14 protein-coding genes and 1 tRNA gene are annotated in these 15,319 nt (G+C 58.8%); 7 read left to right on the top strand and 8 right to left on the bottom strand.

Annotation, left to right across the window (positions count from 1 at the left end; translation table 11 throughout):
- Positions 1 to 374: 374 nt before the first annotated feature.
- The 3 genes from uvrC to E1958_RS18680 all read right to left on the bottom strand — a co-directional run bounded on the left by uvrC (position 375) and on the right by E1958_RS18680 (position 3,109).
- Positions 375 to 2,198 (bottom strand): excinuclease ABC subunit UvrC, encoded by a 1,824-nt coding sequence (gene uvrC, locus E1958_RS18690; protein WP_133513214.1) that lies wholly within the window; start codon positions 2,196 to 2,198, stop codon positions 375 to 377.
- Between the two features lie 124 nt (positions 2,199 to 2,322).
- Complete coding sequence (locus E1958_RS18685) at positions 2,323 to 2,952, bottom strand: response regulator (RefSeq protein WP_133513213.1); 630 nt, start codon at positions 2,950 to 2,952, stop codon at positions 2,323 to 2,325.
- A gap of 67 nt (positions 2,953 to 3,019) precedes the next feature.
- Positions 3,020 to 3,109, bottom strand: a tRNA-Ser gene (locus E1958_RS18680).
- Between the two features lie 199 nt (positions 3,110 to 3,308).
- On the opposite strand from E1958_RS18680, the gene proC reads away from it, so the two are divergent.
- From proC to E1958_RS18660, 4 genes are all read left to right on the top strand, one after another.
- Positions 3,309 to 4,139: a pyrroline-5-carboxylate reductase gene (proC, locus tag E1958_RS18675; protein WP_133513212.1), complete on the top strand. Its 831-nt coding sequence runs from the start codon at positions 3,309 to 3,311 to the stop codon at positions 4,137 to 4,139.
- Complete coding sequence (locus E1958_RS18670; protein ID WP_133513211.1) at positions 4,136 to 4,717, top strand: YggT family protein; 582 nt, start codon at positions 4,136 to 4,138, stop codon at positions 4,715 to 4,717. The genes proC and E1958_RS18670 overlap by 4 nt, the downstream gene beginning before the upstream one ends.
- An 81-nt stretch (positions 4,718 to 4,798) precedes the next feature.
- Complete coding sequence (locus E1958_RS18665; protein ID WP_207787873.1) at positions 4,799 to 5,245, top strand: DUF4426 domain-containing protein; 447 nt, start codon at positions 4,799 to 4,801, stop codon at positions 5,243 to 5,245.
- 277 nt (positions 5,246 to 5,522) lie between these two features.
- Positions 5,523 to 6,701, top strand: a complete 1,179-nt coding sequence (locus E1958_RS18660; RefSeq protein ID WP_133513210.1) for an alginate O-acetyltransferase AlgX-related protein — start codon at positions 5,523 to 5,525, stop codon at positions 6,699 to 6,701.
- A gap of 42 nt (positions 6,702 to 6,743) precedes the next feature.
- Here the strand turns inward: E1958_RS18660 and E1958_RS18655 are convergent, their stop codons facing one another.
- Together E1958_RS18655 and E1958_RS18650 are read right to left on the bottom strand one after the other, a co-directional pair.
- The gene (locus E1958_RS18655; RefSeq protein WP_133513209.1) at positions 6,744 to 7,151 is read right to left on the bottom strand and encodes a YajD family HNH nuclease; all 408 of its coding nucleotides are present in this window, start codon (positions 7,149 to 7,151) and stop codon (positions 6,744 to 6,746) included.
- A 26-nt stretch (positions 7,152 to 7,177) separates the two neighbouring features.
- Positions 7,178 to 8,155: an RpnC/YadD family protein gene (locus E1958_RS18650; protein ID WP_133513208.1), complete on the bottom strand. Its 978-nt coding sequence runs from the start codon at positions 8,153 to 8,155 to the stop codon at positions 7,178 to 7,180.
- Between the two features lie 703 nt (positions 8,156 to 8,858).
- Here E1958_RS18650 and E1958_RS20565 point away from each other — a divergent pair.
- The 3 genes from E1958_RS20565 (at position 8,859) to E1958_RS22195 (ending at position 9,538) form a co-directional block, all read left to right on the top strand.
- Positions 8,859 to 9,008 carry a hypothetical protein gene (locus tag E1958_RS20565; protein WP_165742141.1) on the top strand — a complete coding sequence of 50 codons (150 nt, stop codon included), beginning with the start codon at positions 8,859 to 8,861 and terminating at the stop codon, positions 9,006 to 9,008.
- 78 nt (positions 9,009 to 9,086) lie between these two features.
- On the top strand, positions 9,087 to 9,272 hold the full coding sequence (locus tag E1958_RS18645) for a hypothetical protein (protein WP_133513207.1): 186 nt from the start codon (positions 9,087 to 9,089) through the stop codon (positions 9,270 to 9,272).
- Positions 9,269 to 9,538 (top strand): type II toxin-antitoxin system RelE family toxin, encoded by a 270-nt coding sequence (locus tag E1958_RS22195; RefSeq protein WP_089726615.1) that lies wholly within the window; start codon positions 9,269 to 9,271, stop codon positions 9,536 to 9,538. The genes E1958_RS18645 and E1958_RS22195 overlap by 4 nt, the downstream gene beginning before the upstream one ends.
- 470 nt (positions 9,539 to 10,008) lie before the next feature.
- Here E1958_RS22195 and E1958_RS18635 read toward each other — a convergent pair whose 3' ends face one another.
- The 3 genes from E1958_RS18635 to E1958_RS18625 all read right to left on the bottom strand — a co-directional run bounded on the left by E1958_RS18635 (position 10,009) and on the right by E1958_RS18625 (position 14,990).
- Entirely contained in the window at positions 10,009 to 12,198 is a 2,190-nt protein-coding gene (locus E1958_RS18635) for a malate synthase G (protein ID WP_133513206.1), read from the bottom strand.
- A gap of 787 nt (positions 12,199 to 12,985) precedes the next feature.
- Entirely contained in the window at positions 12,986 to 13,672 is a 687-nt protein-coding gene (locus E1958_RS18630; protein WP_133513205.1) for a tetratricopeptide repeat protein, read from the bottom strand.
- A 709-nt stretch (positions 13,673 to 14,381) separates the two neighbouring features.
- Complete coding sequence (locus E1958_RS18625; protein WP_133513204.1) at positions 14,382 to 14,990, bottom strand: hypothetical protein; 609 nt, start codon at positions 14,988 to 14,990, stop codon at positions 14,382 to 14,384.
- Positions 14,991 to 15,319: the final 329 nt, after the last annotated feature.

The following is a 15,319-nucleotide window of genomic DNA, read 5'->3' as shown; positions in this document are numbered from 1 at the left end:
GCTATGTCTATAAATAGTTCATTGCCAAGGTTGGAATCCTTTGCCGAGGTATCCGCAGGCTGGTCGAGGCCCCCGAGGTAAAGGCGGTATTCCAGCTGGATTGAGATCCCGAGCCAAGATTCACCGAGTTGAAAACTGAGATGCCGTCAACCGATCCGGTGAGACAGGCGGGTCCGTACTGGGTGAGAGGCTGTCTAAAAAAAGGCCGTAGGCCATAGTCTGGAGTAGGCTGGGTTGAGGAACGAAACCCAGCGTTTACGAGCAAGCCTGGTTGCTTAGGTCTCGTCCCTCGACCCAGCCTACCGGCTTAAAATCAATGGGTTAGTTTTTAGACAGCCTCTCAGGCCCGGTCGCACGCTGGCGGCTGAATGCACTCAGGTATCCGGGCGGGACTGATGAAAGGCACCGTAGATCCGTTGTGCCAGGGCGTGGCTGATACCTTCGATTCGGGCGATGTCCTCCACCGCGGCCCGGGCCAGACCTTGAAGACCGCCGAGCTGATGCAGCAGACGCTGACGACGCTTGGGCCCCAGGCCGGGAATCTCCTCCAGAACGGATCTGGTACGGGCCTTGGCGCGCCGCCGGCGGTGTCCGATAACGGCGAACCGGTGCGCTTCGTCCCGGATCTGTAGCACCAGATGCATCGCCGGCGAGTCCGCCGGGAGGATAAGGGCCGTGCTCCGGCCGGCCGGCCAGAGCTGTTCGGTGCCGGGCCTGCGATCCGGGCCCTTGGCAACGCCGACCAGGGTGACGCCCGAGACCGCCAACTCCTGGAGGGCCTCCTGGACGGTGCCTAATTGACCGCGCCCGCCATCGATGAACAACAGATCCGGACGCGGATACTCCCCTTGTTTGATCCTGGTGTAGCGACGGATCAGGGCCTGATGCATGGCGGCATAGTCGTCGCCCGGTGTAACCCCTTCGATATTGAAGCGCCGGTAGTGCGACTGGCACGGCCCCTCCCGGTCGAACACTACGCAGGAGGCCACGGTGCGCTCGCCTCCGGTATGGCTGACGTCGAAGCACTCCATGCGCTCCGGTAGCTCCTCGAGGGCCAAGGCCTCACGCAGGGCCTCGAGGCGTTGCGTGTAGCCGGCCTGGCTGCCGAGCCGGGATTGGAGCGCCAAGGTCGCGTTGCCGCGCGCCATCTCCAGCCACCGCGCCCGCTCCGAGCGTACCCGTGCCTTGAGCGCCACCCGCCGCCCGGACCGCTCGCTGAAAGCGCTCTCCAGCAGGTCCTTATCTTCCGGGTCCGGACTCACCAGAATCTGCGGCGGGATCTCCTTATCGGCATAGAACTGGGCGAGAAAGGCCGCAATCACGCCGGAGCGGTCCACCCCTTCCGGCGTCTTGGGAAAGAAGGTCTTGTTGCCCAGGTTGCGACCGGAGCGGATAAAGAAGACCTGGACGCAGGCGAGCCCCCCCTCCTGCACACAGGCAACCAGGTCTAGGTCCCCGCCCTTCCCACTCACGAACTGGCGCTGCTGGATGCGGCGCAGGGTCGCGATCTGGTCGCGCAACACCGCCGCCCGTTCGAACGCCAGGGACTCAGACACCTGTTCCATGCGCTCCGCGAGTTCCTCCACCACCTCATCGGTGCGTCCTTCCAGAAACTTGATGGTGTGGTCCACGTCATCCGCGTAGTCTTCCGCGGTCACCAGGCCGACGCACGGGCCGCTGCAGCGCTTGATCTGATACTGCAGACAGGGCCGGGAGCGGTTGCGGAAGAAGCTGTCCTCACATTGGCGGACGGGAAACAGCTTCTGCAGCAGCTGCATGGTCTCGCGTACCGCCCAGGCGCTTGGGTAGGGTCCGAAGAAGCGGTCGCCGCCTTTGCGTGGGCCGCGGTAGAAGGCCAACCTTGGGAACCCGTCGCGGACCGTCAGCCGAATGTAGGGATAGCTCTTGTCGTCCCTGAGCAAGACGTTGTAACGCGGCTGGAGGGACTTGATGAGGTTGCTCTCGAGCAGCAGGGCCTCGCCTTCGGTGCGGGTTACGGTGAACTCGATGTCCGCGACCTGCGCGACCACCGCCTGGAGGCGCCGGTTCAGTGCGCGGGAAAAGTAGCTTGCTACCCGACGCTTGAGGTCTTTGGCCTTGCCGACATACAGGACGGTGCCCGACTCGTCCAGCATCCGGTAGACGCCCGGACGCGGCGGAATCTGCTTCAGGATCCGGCGCGGATCGGATATCGCCATCGGTTATCCATTGGCATCCGGCAAAAAATGCCCGCGGGTCCAACCGAAACCAGGCTGCAACGCTTACGACGCAGGCTCGCGGTTGGACCCCGTCCGGAGGATACGGACCGCTCAGGAATTCTCCTTAGATCAGATCATGGCGAAAGGCCAGGCGCGTCAGCTCCGCATCCGTCTTCACCTGTAGCTTCTCATAAACGCGCCGGCGGTAGGTGCTGACCGTTTTCGGGCTCAAGGAAAGGCTGTTGGAGATCTCCATGGTCCGCCGACCGTCGATGATCAGCATGGCGATCTGCATCTCGCGGGAAGACAACTCCTCGAACGGGGTCGAGGCGACACCTTGCCAGCCCGCCAGCATGTGCTTGCGGGCAATGCTCGCGGACACATACGGAAAACCGCTACTGACCGCACGCACTGCCTCGATCATCTCCTTGGCGGGGCAACCCTTGGTGAGGTAGCCCGTCGCGCCGGCCTCGTTGAGACGCGCCGGGAAGGGGTCATCGTCGAGCATCGTGAGCGCAATCACCCTGGTATTCGGAACCAGGCGGACCATACGCCGGGTCGCTTCGATACCGCCCATCCCCGGCATCTTGATGTCCATTAGAACCACGTCCGGAGCGATTTTACTCGCTACCCTCAGGGCAGAATCCCCATCCGCCGCCTCGCCCACGACATCCATGTCCCCAACTTCCTTTAAGATATGGCGGATACCTGTTCGCACCAGCTCGTGATCGTCGACCAGAAGGATCTTGATCATATGCGGTCTCCACCCGCTGCGGTTGTTCCTTTTTCGTAATTATTTTCAGATAGTTATCTGGATTAATTGGCGGAGAGGGTGGGATTCGAACCCACGGAAGGCTGACGCCTTCACTTGATTTCGAGTCAAGCCCGTTCAACCGCTCCGGCACCTCTCCGGGTTGCCGCGGTCCTGGTGATAGTCGCAGCGAGTAAAAAATTATAACCGCTTCCAGCTACCCCGGCACCATAGCAGGAGGGATCTTTTCCCTCCGGACAACGCCAAATCATTCAAGATCGCTGACTCCGTGCCTTCGCGTCGACGCCGTTTAGCGTATGATTCGTCGCCAGGCCAGGGCGACATTTGGATTCATGCCTATGCTCAAAGAGACGATCGCTTTTATCGGCGGCGGCAATATGGCTGCTAGCCTCATTGCCGGTCTCCTGACCGATAGGTACGATTCCCGGAGGCTGGTGGTGGGTGATCCCGATGCGTCCAAGCGCGATGTATTGGCTGCCCGTTTCGGTGTGAGGACCACGGGGGACAATGCCGAGGCGGTGGACGGCGCCGATCTCGTGGTCCTGAGTGTCAAGCCGCAACTGGCCCGCCGGGTGTGCCGGGAGCTGTCCCCGACCCTGGGGCAACCGCGGCCGCTGTTCGTCTCGGTAATGGCCGGAATCCGCGAGCAAAGCATCCGGGAATGGCTCGGCGGCGGCATCTCCCTGGTACGGGCCATGCCCAACACCCCGGCAATGATCCAGGCCGGCGCCATCGTCCTGCATGCCACGCCGGAGACTTCACCGGCGCAGCGTAATCAGGCGGAGACGGTGCTGCGCGCCGGTGGCCTGACCCGATGGGTGGACCAGGAAACCCAGATGGATGCGGTCACCGCCTTGTCCGGTAGTGGTCCCGCCTACTTTTTCCTATTGATGGAGATCCTCGAGCAGGCAGGCATAGGGCTCGGCTTGGAGTCGGAGAACGCCCGGCTGCTCACGATTCAGACTGCGCTGGGTGCCGCCCGCATGGCGATGGAGAGCGACGACTCGCCCCACGCACTGCGTGAGCGGGTCACCTCCCCCGGTGGCACCACGGAGCGGGCCCTGGATATCCTGGAAGCCGGCGGTATCCGAACCCTGGTTACGCGGGCGGTCAACGCCGCGTGTGAGCGTTCCGAAGAACTATCGCGCCTGCTTACGGATCCCCCATGACCAGCGCCTATTTCACCAACCCGATCGTGTTCCTGATCCAGACCCTGCTCGGTCTGTTCACGGCGGTAGTCCTGTTACGGTTCCTCCTGCAATGGCTACGAGCGGACTTCTACAATCCGGTTTCCCAATTCGTGGTCAAGGTGACGACCCCGGCCCTGCGTCCCCTCCGGCGGCTGATTCCCGGCTCCGCGGGCCTGGACTTGGCGGCCCTGGTGCTGGCCTGGCTGGTCAAGGGCCTCGAGTTGGGAATCGTGGCCCTGATCTTGCATCCTGGGGCCAATCCGCTGGGGGCACCGGCCTGGGCGCTGCCCGAGCTGGTCGATCTCATGATCGACATCTTCCTTTTTATCATTATCGTCCGAGTCATCATGAGCTGGCTCAATCCGGACCCGCATCACTCGCATCCATTGACAAGCCTGCTCGACAGCTTGACGGAGCCCATTATGCGTCCGGCGCGCCGCCTGCTACCGCCCACCGGGGGACTGGACCTCTCGCCCGTGCTGGTAGTGATCGGCCTGGTTTTGCTGAAGATGCTGTTGATTCCGCCGTTGAACCTGGTGACCGGAAATCCGTTTTGAAAGCGGAGCAAAAAACTCGCCCATCCGGTCACGATTCGTGTAGCCTCTCCATGCGTTCAATAGACAATCGAGGAATCTTAAGTGAAACGTCTTCAATATGTCCCCTTGCTGCTGACCGTTATGCTATTGGCACCCTTTTCCGCGGTGGCCGAAAACAGCACGACCGTCGGCGACTTCACCGTCCATTACAATGCCTTTACGACCTCTACCCTCACACCCGAGGTAGCCAAGGCCTACGGCATCCAGCGCAGCAAATACCGGGGCATGCTGAACGTCAGCGTGATCAAGGTGCAGGAGGGGACCACAGGTACGCCGGTACCGGGTCGTGTCGAAGTCAAGACCCTGGCCTTGACCGGCCAAAGCGCGCCTCTTTCCGTGCGCGAGATCAAGGAGCAGGGTGCGGTTTACTATATCGGCGAGTTTCCAATCCGGAACCAGGAAAAGGTCAACTTCGTCATTGAGGTGACACCCGAGGGAACCAGCGAGACCTTTATCGTGAAGATGGAGCAACAGTTCTTCACGGACTGATGGGTCGCGGCATGAAGGGCCGCCATACAGCTTGGGGTGTCCCTCCGGTCGCTGGGTATCTGCCTGGTGTATCGGACAGGCCGCCAGGCAGGTAACGGCAGGCGTTCACCGATCGCTTCTGCGCTACCGGCGAGTGTCGCCTGCCCGGCTCCTGTCTGCCTGCGATCGGATCCCTGCCGGCCGGCAGGTGCTCCTACCTGTCTGCCACCAGGCAGGCAATCGCATCGAGCATTGCCTGATCACGCCCGGAACCCCACAGACCAAATGGGAGAATTCGGTGTTGAGAAGGGTCTATCCGTGGGTGATCGTACTCTGCATTTGTTTTGTGTTGTTGGAGCTGGGCTTATATTTTTTAGCTAAATACGGCAATATTCCAACTCTATTCCCCACTTATTCATGGGGAAATAGAGAAGGGTTTCATTTTGATTTAGACAAGCATTTCGGGGTATGGCACAAACCGAATTCTTCCTTTATTCATAGAAGGCAATGTTTTTCCGTTAAGTATTACTTCAATTCATATGGAGCTAGGGATAAGGAAAGAACAAAAAATTCGAAAGAACCACGGGCGGTTGTGATCGGTGATTCCTTTGTGGAAGGATATGGATTAGATGCCGACAAACGGCTGTCTGATATATTAGAGAGAGCTACGGGAATGGAACACTTGAATTTCGGTACGTCAGGGCACTTTGGCTTGACCCAAGAGGCCCTGCTTTACGAAACATTAGCGATAGATTTTGAGCATGACGTTGTCCTAATCGGCATGTTACCGGACAATGATTTTATCAATGATGATATTGATATTGGAAAGCGAGCTTTTCGTGATCGTTACCGACCTTATTATGTCGGGAATTATCCGGATTATAAAATTACATATTTGGGGAATCGTCCTAGTCTGGAATCTGTGATCAATCGGGATTTTTGGGGTAAGATAAAATCTTTTTTACGCGAATATACTTTTACCTACAATACCCTTTCTTATATAAAAGGGATGTTATCGTATAAAAGAGCGATCGAGGAGAATAAAGATAGCAGTAAAAAAGGAACTTATACCGTTTATTCCGATTATTATGATTATAAAAGGCACCAATTTATGCGGGCGCGTTTCTCGATTGAAAAAATAGTTGGATTGGCAAGTGATACAGGAAAAAGTGTTGTGCTTTTTACGATACCCGTCTACAGGGATTTTCTAAGATATCGGGATAATCCGTCGCCACCTCCTTTACATATTGAGTTAGAAGCACTTTCTAAGGAAATCGGGTTTGAGTATCTCGATCTTCTGCCGTTTATGTTTGAAGCAGAGAAGGATTGGGGAAGATTTTTTCATACCTGTGATTTTCATTGGAACGCTGTTGGCAATAAAAAGGCTGCCGAGATAATATTAGAAAACTCTATTATTTACAAAGAGATGGAGAAAACGCGGATGGAAACGAGGCAGAAACCGCACGTGGCTGACTAATGCTTTATTTCCGCGGCTCCGAAAATCTCGTGACGGTCACGGTCATTTTCCTCTTTTCAGCAATGCTTCCAACCCCTCGAATGGTCGGTGGGTGGTCTGGCTGCTTGCTTCCTGTCCGGCGCCTTTACTGCTAGCGGCGATGTGCTCCTCGTAGCGTTGGTGCTCGTTATCGTGGCAGTACAGACAAAGCAGCTCCCAGTTGCTTCCGTCGGAGGGGTTGTTGTCGTGATTATGGTCCCGGTGATGGACGGTCAGCTCGCGCAGGTTCGCGTGGTTGAAGGTGCGGCCGCAGCGACCGCAGACCCAGGGATAGAGTTTGAGTGCCTGCTCCCGATAGCCCTGCTCGCGCTCGTCCCGAGCGCGACGCGCGGCGACGACGACCCGGTCCAGGCGATCGGTATCTATGGTCTTGCCCGTTTGGGGACGGTCCGGTGGTGTTGGCTTCGACATTTCCGATGCCTCCGGAAAGGTATCCTTTAATCGCCGATGACTTGCTCGATGTCGGTGGCGGTCAATACCCGCTCTGACCACACCAGTAGCGTCTGCGGATCGGCATGCTCGATTTTTCGACGCACCGCCTCGGACACGCTCCCGAATTTCAGCTGCAGTAGCCGCAGCAGGATCGCAGCTTGACCTTCTTGCTTGCCTTCCAGCTTGCCTTCCAGCTTGCCTTCCAGCTTGCCTTCTTGGCGACCTTCCAGTCTGCCTTGCTGCCTGCCTTGCTGCCTGCCTTCCAACCTACCTTGTTGCCTGCCCTGCTCGATGAACCGTTCGGCAAAACCCGTCATGATCTCGGCCTCTTGGGGATAGTCTCGCTCGTACCTGACCCGTTCATTGTCGTCCAGGTCCGCATAGATGTCGATAAAGTCGATATATTTCAGCCGCTTCTCCGGATCCTCTTCGAGATCTACCAGCCCCCTCACGGCATGGGCGTAGGCATCGATCTTATGCCCCGGCGCATAGCGCATGTTGGGCAGATTGAGCCGCGCGACGATGTTGTCGCTGTCGCGAAAGCCTTCGTAGGCAATGGCGGCCAGCTCACAGGCGATAAAGTTGAAGCTCAGATAGGTGCGCCGCTCGGTGCCGAGTACCAGCTCCCGCCGGGGCGCCTGTCCGTGCAGGAAGATCACCACCGGCACCACCCGGTCGGTTTTGAACAGCTCTCCGAGATTCAGGCAATAGTACGCCAGCCGGTGTATAGAGAAACGCCGTGGGTCGCTCTCTTCTTCGAGGACAAACAACAGGGCCTCGCGCCGACCATCGGGCCATCGGACCAGCAGGGGAACATCAAGCTCCCGGAAACGATCGCCGAGCCGGTCCTTGAGTTGTTCCTGGCGTATCGGTAGCACCTCGGCGCCGGAGAGTTGGTCTGCGGCCTCTTCGGCCGCAAAAAAGGCCAAGGCCTGGTGCGGATAATCCAGGATCAGGTTCTTGAAATTTTGATCGTGACTCATGGGCCAATCTTATGAAGCTGCCTGGTTAAAACGGATCCCAGCGTCGGGTTGCGTTACGCCGCGTTCGGCGCCGTGCCGGTCCGGGCGTGGTCCTGGGTTACTTGGCGTTGGTTGTGGGAAGAGATCTCTCCTGCGTCGGGACCAGTCCGGCGTGTTGGGTTACGGCGCGTTCGGTCCTGTCACTGGGCTTCGGGATCGAACAGTGCGCCTAACCCAACCTACACTTAACGCGAGGCCACGCGGGCCAGCAGCGCGGGAGATCATGCGGGTGTAGGTTGCGTTAAGACGCGGGCACCGGCACCCCAGTCGACCAGCGCGCCTTTGTGCGTCGTAACGCAACACGTCCGGTCCCTCAAACAGCGCCAAACGACTCAGGATTGCTTTTAACCAGACAGCTTCTTATATCGGTATCGTCGCGCGAGTCTAAGAGGCTGTCTAAAAATTAAGATACTGATTTTAGAGCATAAAATCTGCAAATTTCGCGCTCGTTCCCAGGCTCCAGCGTGGGAACGCCATCTTGTCCGCCCCAGCGGACGCACCGCCTCTGTGCTGATCGGCGTTGGCGGTTAGCCTACCGAGGCGCTTAATCGACGCTGGAACGTCAAGATCCCTCCTCCGTCGGGACAAGCTTGCTCCCACGCTGGAGAGATTGTGAAAGTATTCGTTGCTGGTCGTTGCGAGCGTAAACTGGCGGTCGAGTCAGTTGCGAGGGGCCAACCTTCATGGCAAGAGTTACAAACAAGGCCACGCCCGTAGCCAGGCCGCCCTCCTGCCGCCACGGGTCGAAGCTTATGTCAGCGAGACCAATCGGGTGCGGGCGATCGACGCCGCTGTCGATACGCTCGACCTGTGACAAAAGCATTTTTTGGCTGCCACTGATGCTGACGTTGGAGCAGATAGAGTCAAAACTACTAGCAGGAGACCTAAGAATATGACTCAGTCATTAGAACGAGCAGTTAAGAAGGCTAGAAGTCTTCCTGAAGAGGAAATTGAGGATGAGGTTCGTTGGGACCAAGCTTTTGCCAATTCACAAAACATGCTCGCTAAACTTGCATCAGAGGCAATGGAAGAAGATCGAGCAGGAAAAACGCAGGAACTTGATCTTGGTAGACTATGAATTCAAAAACTACCAAACAGTTCCGCAAAGTATTTTCTGTTCTGCCGAAACAAATACAGAATCAAGCCACGAAGGCATATCGACAATTTAAAGAGGATCCTTGGCATCCTAGTTTGCGACTTAAACAGATACATCCAAGCATTCCTATCTATTCTGTAAGAATAGGTAAAGGATATCGTGCTGTAGGTCAAAGAAATGGAAATAGTATTTTGTGGTTTTGGATAGGCTCACATGAGGACTATAATAAGTTGCGGTCTCAGCAATAGTTCAGGTCTAATAATGGCATCCAGCCGACCAGAAAAAGCATTGCGCCTTTCCGCTTCACTTTGCCTTACTTATCTACAAAAGTAGTGATCCCAAGTTTGGGGGCAATCTCAGCATTGGGCACTGCTGTACTAGTAGGTCATTCCATCCAATTTTTCTGGTTTGTCATTTCGACCGAAGGGAGAAATCCTTGTCCCGATGGAGGAGGGATCTTGTGCGCTGGGAACTTTTGCCAAGCTGGAAGATATCTCCCTCCGGTCGAGATGAGAGGGACTGGTTTTACCATAAAATTTTGATGAAACGGGATACTAGCTTCGATTGCTACTGCGAGGGTTCCCGCCACTCACCATCCCTAACACCTGGATTCCGGCACTCCCTGCCGGAATGACAGGCTTCCACCTCACCGTCATTCCGGGTGGAACCCCGGAATCCAGTCGTCCAGGGATGGCAAGTTGAATTTCGCCACGGAAGCTTAGCCGATCCCAAGGGCCGCCTTGAGTGCCCGCCGGCGGGCGTGGAGCGTGGGCTCGGTATAGCCGTTGGGGGCCTCCAAGCCCTTGAAGATCAGATCCAGGGCGGCCTGAAAGGCGATGCCGTCAAAGCCCGGTGCCATGGGCCGATAGCGGGGGTCGGCCGCGTTCTGACCATCCACCACCTTGGCCATGCGCTTGAGGGTCTCCATCACCTGGTCCTTGTCCACGATGCCGTGGCGCAACCAGTTGGCAACATGCTGGCTGGAGATGCGCAGGGTGGCGCGATCCTCCATGAGGCCGATGTCGCTGATATCCGGTACCTTGGAGCAGCCTATCCCCTGGTCGATCCAGCGCACGACATAGCCCAGGATGCCCTGGCAATTGTTGTCCAACTCCTGCTGGATCTCCACCGGGGTCCAGGTCGGGTTGGCGACCACCGGGAACCGGAGGATGGTATCCAGATCGGCACGGCGACCACCGGCGACCAGCTCCCTCTGGCGTGCCGCCACATCCACCTGATGGTAGTGCATGGCATGCAGGGTCGCCGCGGTGGGGGACGGTACCCAGGCGCAGCTCGCACCGGCCTGGGGATGGACCTGCTTGGTCCGGACCATGGCGCGCATCTCGTCCGGCATGGTCCACATGCCCTTGCCGATCTGGGCCCGCCCACGCAGACCACAGGCCAGGCCCACGTCCACATTCCAGTCCTCGTAAGCGAGCAGCCAGGGGCTGGTCTTCATATCCCCCTTGCGCAACATGGGGCCCGCCTCCATGGCGGTGTGCATCTCGTCGCCGGTACGGTCCAGGAACCCGGTGTTGATGAAGATGACGCGCTCGCGGGCGACCCGGATGCATTCCTTGAGATTGACCGTGGTGCGCCGTTCCTCGTCCATGATGCCGACCTTGAGGGTGTTGCGGGCGAGACCCAGGGCGTCCTCGACCCGCGCGAAGAGCTCCACCGTCAGGGCGACCTCTTCGGGGCCGTGCATCTTGGGCTTGACGATGTAGATGCTCCCGGTCCGTGAGTTCTTGTAGGTGCCGCGCCCCTGCAAGTCGTGCATGGCTGCCAGGACGGTCACCATGGCACCGAGCATACCCTCGAACACCTCCTCGCCGGCAGCCGTGAGCACCGCGTCATTGGTCATGAGATGGCCCACGTTGCGCACCAGCATCAGGCTGCGTCCGGGCAGGGTGAGCCTGGAGCCGTCCGGCGCCGTGAAGTCGCGGTCCGCCTCCAGCGTCCGCTCGATGGATTTGCCGCCCTTTTGGAAGCTCGCCTTGAGGTTACCCTTCATGAGGCCCAGCCAATTGCGGTAGACCGCGACCTTATCCTCGGTGTCCACGGCGGCGACCGAATCCTCGCAATCCTGGATCGTGGTAACGGCCGCTTCCAGGACCACGTCCTTCACCCCCGCGGGGCTGTCCTTGCCGACCGGATGGGTCGGGTCGATTTGGACTTCGATGTGCAGACCATTGTGGACCAGCAGGACCGACTCGAGGCGCCCATTGCGCCCATTGCCTTGGCGGTAGCCGACAAAGGCACCGGCGTCCGCAAGCGAGGTCTCGCCACCTCCCGCCAGGGTGACCACCAGTCGGCCCGCGGCCACCCGGTAGCCGGTTACCTCCGCATAACGGCCCTCGGCGAGCGGGACCGCCTGGTCGAGAAAGCCGTTGGCGTACTCGATCACCTTGGCGCCGCGCACCGGGTTATAGGCGCTGCCGCGCTCCGCACCGCCATTCTCGGGCAGGACATCGGTCCCATAGAGGGCGTCGTACAGGCTGCCCCAGCGGGCATTGGCGGCGTTCAGGGCATACCGGGGGATGTTCACGGGGACCACCAGCTGGGGACCCGCAATCCGGGCGATTTCCGCATCCACATGCTCGGTGCCGATTGTGAAGTCCTCACCCTCGGGGACCAAATAGCCGATCTCCTCCAGAAAGGCCCGGTAGACCCCGGGGTCCGCCGCCGGTCCCGGATGCTGCCGGTGCCACGCGTCAATGCGGGCCTGGAGCGCGTCACGTTTGGCCAAGAGCTCCCGGTTGCGGGGCGTGAGCTCGCGCACGATCTCCCCGAAAGCAGTCCAGAACCGATCCGGATCCACCCCGGTACCGGGGGCGATCTCTTCCTTCACCAGGTCATAGAGGGGTTTGGCGACGCGCAGGCCGCCCACATCGATGCGTTCGATCATAGTGTTGTCCGTTTTGTACAAGAGTCATCAACCACCTGCATAGCAGGCAGCTTGAAGGAAGCCCCCGACAGGGGCTATGTGGGGCTGTCGATATTCATCGTTCAGGAATATTTCCGGTCAGGAGCCGAAACTATTATCACCGGAAATATCAATTGCCGGAAATGCCCTCGGAGCCGTCGGGCACGCCACCGTTCCCAGCGGCTTTGCTCAACCTACGAGCTGCGCCCACTCTCCCGCCGAGGGTGTCAGCTGGCTCCCCAGGCTCCAGCGTGGGAGCAAATCCCGACGCTCCAGCGTCGATTAAGAGGCTGTCTAAAAATTAAGATACTGATTTTAGGTCATAAAATCTGTAAATTACGCTCGTTCCCACGCTCCAGCGTGGGAACGCTGTCTTGTCCGCTCCAGCGGACTTAGCTCCTCTGTACTGATAGGCGTTGGCTGTTAGCCCACCGAGGCACTTAGAGGCTGTCTAAAAAGGGACCGTAGGCCGTAGGCTGGGTTGCGGCCAGGGACCGGCCAAAACCCAGCAATAACCAAAGCTGGGGTTCGTTCCTCACCCCAGCCTACCGATTTAAAATCAATGGGTTAGTTTTTAGACAGCCTCTTAGGGAGAAGGGATCAAAAAAGCTGTCGCAACGCCGTTCGGATTTTTGCCCTAACCGTAGCGGCCTGCCGACGGTAAGGGCTTGGCTCACAAACAGCCGCCGTTTTGGGCTCACGCTCACTGACAGGCAATTGGAACCATGATCCCTTTACCGGCGTTCCGGCTGTCTGACCCCGGGATACCTCACCGAGCACCCGGAGTATCACCAACCAGCCGTTGGCCCAGGGTCCGCACCCGCTCCAGGTTGGGTCGCAGGCCCGCCGGCCAGTGGGACGGCGGCCAGCGGGCGCCCAGCGCATCGAGCTGCTCCAGCAGCCTCGCCGCCCGGTCAGCTAGCGACACATCGGTTTGATGTTCTAACAGGAGCAGGAGCAAAAGAAGGTACGCGGCGTCCAGAAAACGGTCGATAGCGGCCGGACTGCCCGTCGCCATCGCCACCTGTCGCCCCAGATCGACCGCCCGTTCCAGATCCGCCGCGGCGGCTGCCAGATCGGCCCTGATACTGTGCAACAAGGCTCGATTGTAGTAGCTGGTCGATAGGTCATTCTGCATCCTGGGCGACCAGCGCTCGCCTAACGCCGTGCGCAGCCTTTCCATCAGCGCGATGGCCGCATCATAGGTGGCCACCGCCCCGGCATAATCCTGCTGGCCTTGCAGGGCGTTGCCGCGGTTCATGTAGGCCTTGGCCAGGTCGTTCTGCATCCCGGGCGGCCAGCGCTCGCCCAACGCCTTGCGCAGCGCTTCCATCAGCCCGATGGCTTGCCCAAAGGCAGCGGCAGCGGCACGGAACCAACTTCGGCCGAACTGGGCGATGCCGATTTGGTGGTAGACGCGGGCCCGGGTTTCGTCGTCGAGGCCGCTGGTCTCCAACAGGGCTTGCAGGACCTCCAGGGCTTCGGCATAGCGCAGCAGGTCGGAAAGGGCGTCGGCATAGCCGAGGGCGTATCTGGACTCGTCCGGCCGATAAGTGACGGTTCAGAAACAAGTAAAACATCTACTCGACGAGCGATCTCCGCACCCAATTCAAAAACAATCGACAGAGACGATCCGGACAAGTTGAAAGGTCGAGCAATTCCGAGTGGTTCGTGCTTTCGTCTAATGGTACAGGATTAACAGGATTTTCAGGATGAACAGGATTATTTCCGTTTTCATTGCGGTTGGTTGAAGAAACAGCCCGCGTAGGTCGGGTAAGGCGCGCCTGTGGTGGTCCTGTTGGTTGCGGTGATTGGCGCGCCGCAACCCGACGCAAGATAACGGACTGTGCCCCGTCGGGCGGCAACCTGTCTGGGAGCGCGGGCGTCTCGCCCGCAAGGCCAACTCGGCCACGAAGCGTGCCTCTTACCCGCCCTGCGCGGACCTGTCCGCCTAGTAGCAAACAGATAACCCAATAACATCTTTTCGTCCGCGGATTACGCAGATTTTCACGGATTATTTCGTTTCCGATCTGCGTAATCCGCGGATAAAAAATCCTGTTAATCCTGAAAATCCCGTGAATCCTGTCCTATTGGAGCATTGCAACAAGCGTTCAGACTAAACCGTAAAACGATATAAAGATGGATCACTTGTTAGTACACCGTTCCTAATGGTACGCGGCCTGGTGGTCCTCAAGCGCGCCCTCGCGGTCGAAATCCAGGGTGCGGACACCGGCCCGGGCATAGCGGTGGGCGGCGAAGCGAGCGACGGCGGCTTTCTCACTAGTCAAGGCGCTGTCAAACAGCCGTTCGGCCAGGTCTAATTGGCCGTCCCGAACCAGCTCCTCCACCTGTTCCAGCAGTGGATCATCGCCGTCCAAGCCCTGGTTGATCTCCGCCAGTTCATCCACTAACCGCTCGTAGCGGCTGATCCACTTGTCCACTTCCTTCTGAGCGTCTTCCAAGGTGACACTTTTGCTCTCCAGGGCGCGGATCAGTGCGGCCTCGGCCTGGTCGCTGAGCTCGGAGCAGACGATAACGGCATCGACTCCACCGAGCCTATTGGTAATGACGGGGCTGCAGCTGCCACTGGTACGGATAGCCGGCTCAGGATTCGGGGCAGGTCCGGGTGGATGTTGCTCAATAACGAACTGGTTGAAAAGAACACTGAGTACAGCCACACCAACCCCCGAGAATATCCAGGTCCAGGGGCCGTTCTCACCTAACCGAGCCCACAGCCGGGAAAGCCTGGTCGAGGGGTTTTTGAATATGCTCATAGCGGTTTATCGCCAGCCCGGTGCTCAGGGGGACCAGCATAGCCTACTTGCCGGTACTGTGGGCGCCAATCCTTCCCGGAGATTGGAGGCGGGATGCGGTCGTCCCTGACCTATCCCGCCCTACGGGGGCCGCCTCTACCCCCTGACAACTGCTCGGCGGGATGCGGCCATCCCTGGCCTATCCCGCCCTACGGGGGCTACTCCCACGCTGGAGCATGGGGAGCCAGCCGAAAATCATTGTGTTAGTTTTTAAACAGCCTCTAAGCACCATTGATGCGGTTCGCCGCCGGGCGCGTCCCGCGCCCGGCGGCTCACCACATCCTACATCT

The sequence above is a fragment of the Candidatus Thiosymbion oneisti genome (assembly GCF_004359955.1).
Classification (GTDB): domain Bacteria; phylum Pseudomonadota; class Gammaproteobacteria; order Chromatiales; family Chromatiaceae; genus Thiosymbion; species Thiosymbion oneisti.
Note: the sequence above shows the minus strand (reverse complement) of the source record. Positions and strands in the feature narration are given on the sequence as shown.

What these genes read in the sequence shown, in the direction of transcription:
- E1958_RS18670 (WP_133513211.1), top strand. Translation starts at nt 4,136, where the DNA reads ATGACCAGCGCCTATTTCACCAACCCGATCGTGTTCCTGATCCAGACC.
- E1958_RS22195 (WP_089726615.1), top strand. Translation starts at nt 9,269, where the DNA reads ATGAATTCAAAAACTACCAAACAGTTCCGCAAAGTATTTTCTGTTCTG.
- E1958_RS18655 (WP_133513209.1), bottom strand. Translation starts at nt 7,151, where the DNA reads ATGTCGAAGCCAACACCACCGGACCGTCCCCAAACGGGCAAGACCATA.
- E1958_RS18625 (WP_133513204.1), bottom strand. Translation starts at nt 14,990, where the DNA reads ATGAGCATATTCAAAAACCCCTCGACCAGGCTTTCCCGGCTGTGGGCT.
- proC (WP_133513212.1), top strand. Translation starts at nt 3,309, where the DNA reads ATGCTCAAAGAGACGATCGCTTTTATCGGCGGCGGCAATATGGCTGCT.
- E1958_RS18635 (WP_133513206.1), bottom strand. Translation starts at nt 12,198, where the DNA reads ATGATCGAACGCATCGATGTGGGCGGCCTGCGCGTCGCCAAACCCCTC.
- uvrC (WP_133513214.1), bottom strand. Translation starts at nt 2,198, where the DNA reads ATGGCGATATCCGATCCGCGCCGGATCCTGAAGCAGATTCCGCCGCGT.
- E1958_RS18645 (WP_133513207.1), top strand. Translation starts at nt 9,087, where the DNA reads ATGACTCAGTCATTAGAACGAGCAGTTAAGAAGGCTAGAAGTCTTCCT.
- E1958_RS18650 (WP_133513208.1), bottom strand. Translation starts at nt 8,155, where the DNA reads ATGAGTCACGATCAAAATTTCAAGAACCTGATCCTGGATTATCCGCAC.
- E1958_RS18685 (WP_133513213.1), bottom strand. Translation starts at nt 2,952, where the DNA reads ATGATCAAGATCCTTCTGGTCGACGATCACGAGCTGGTGCGAACAGGT.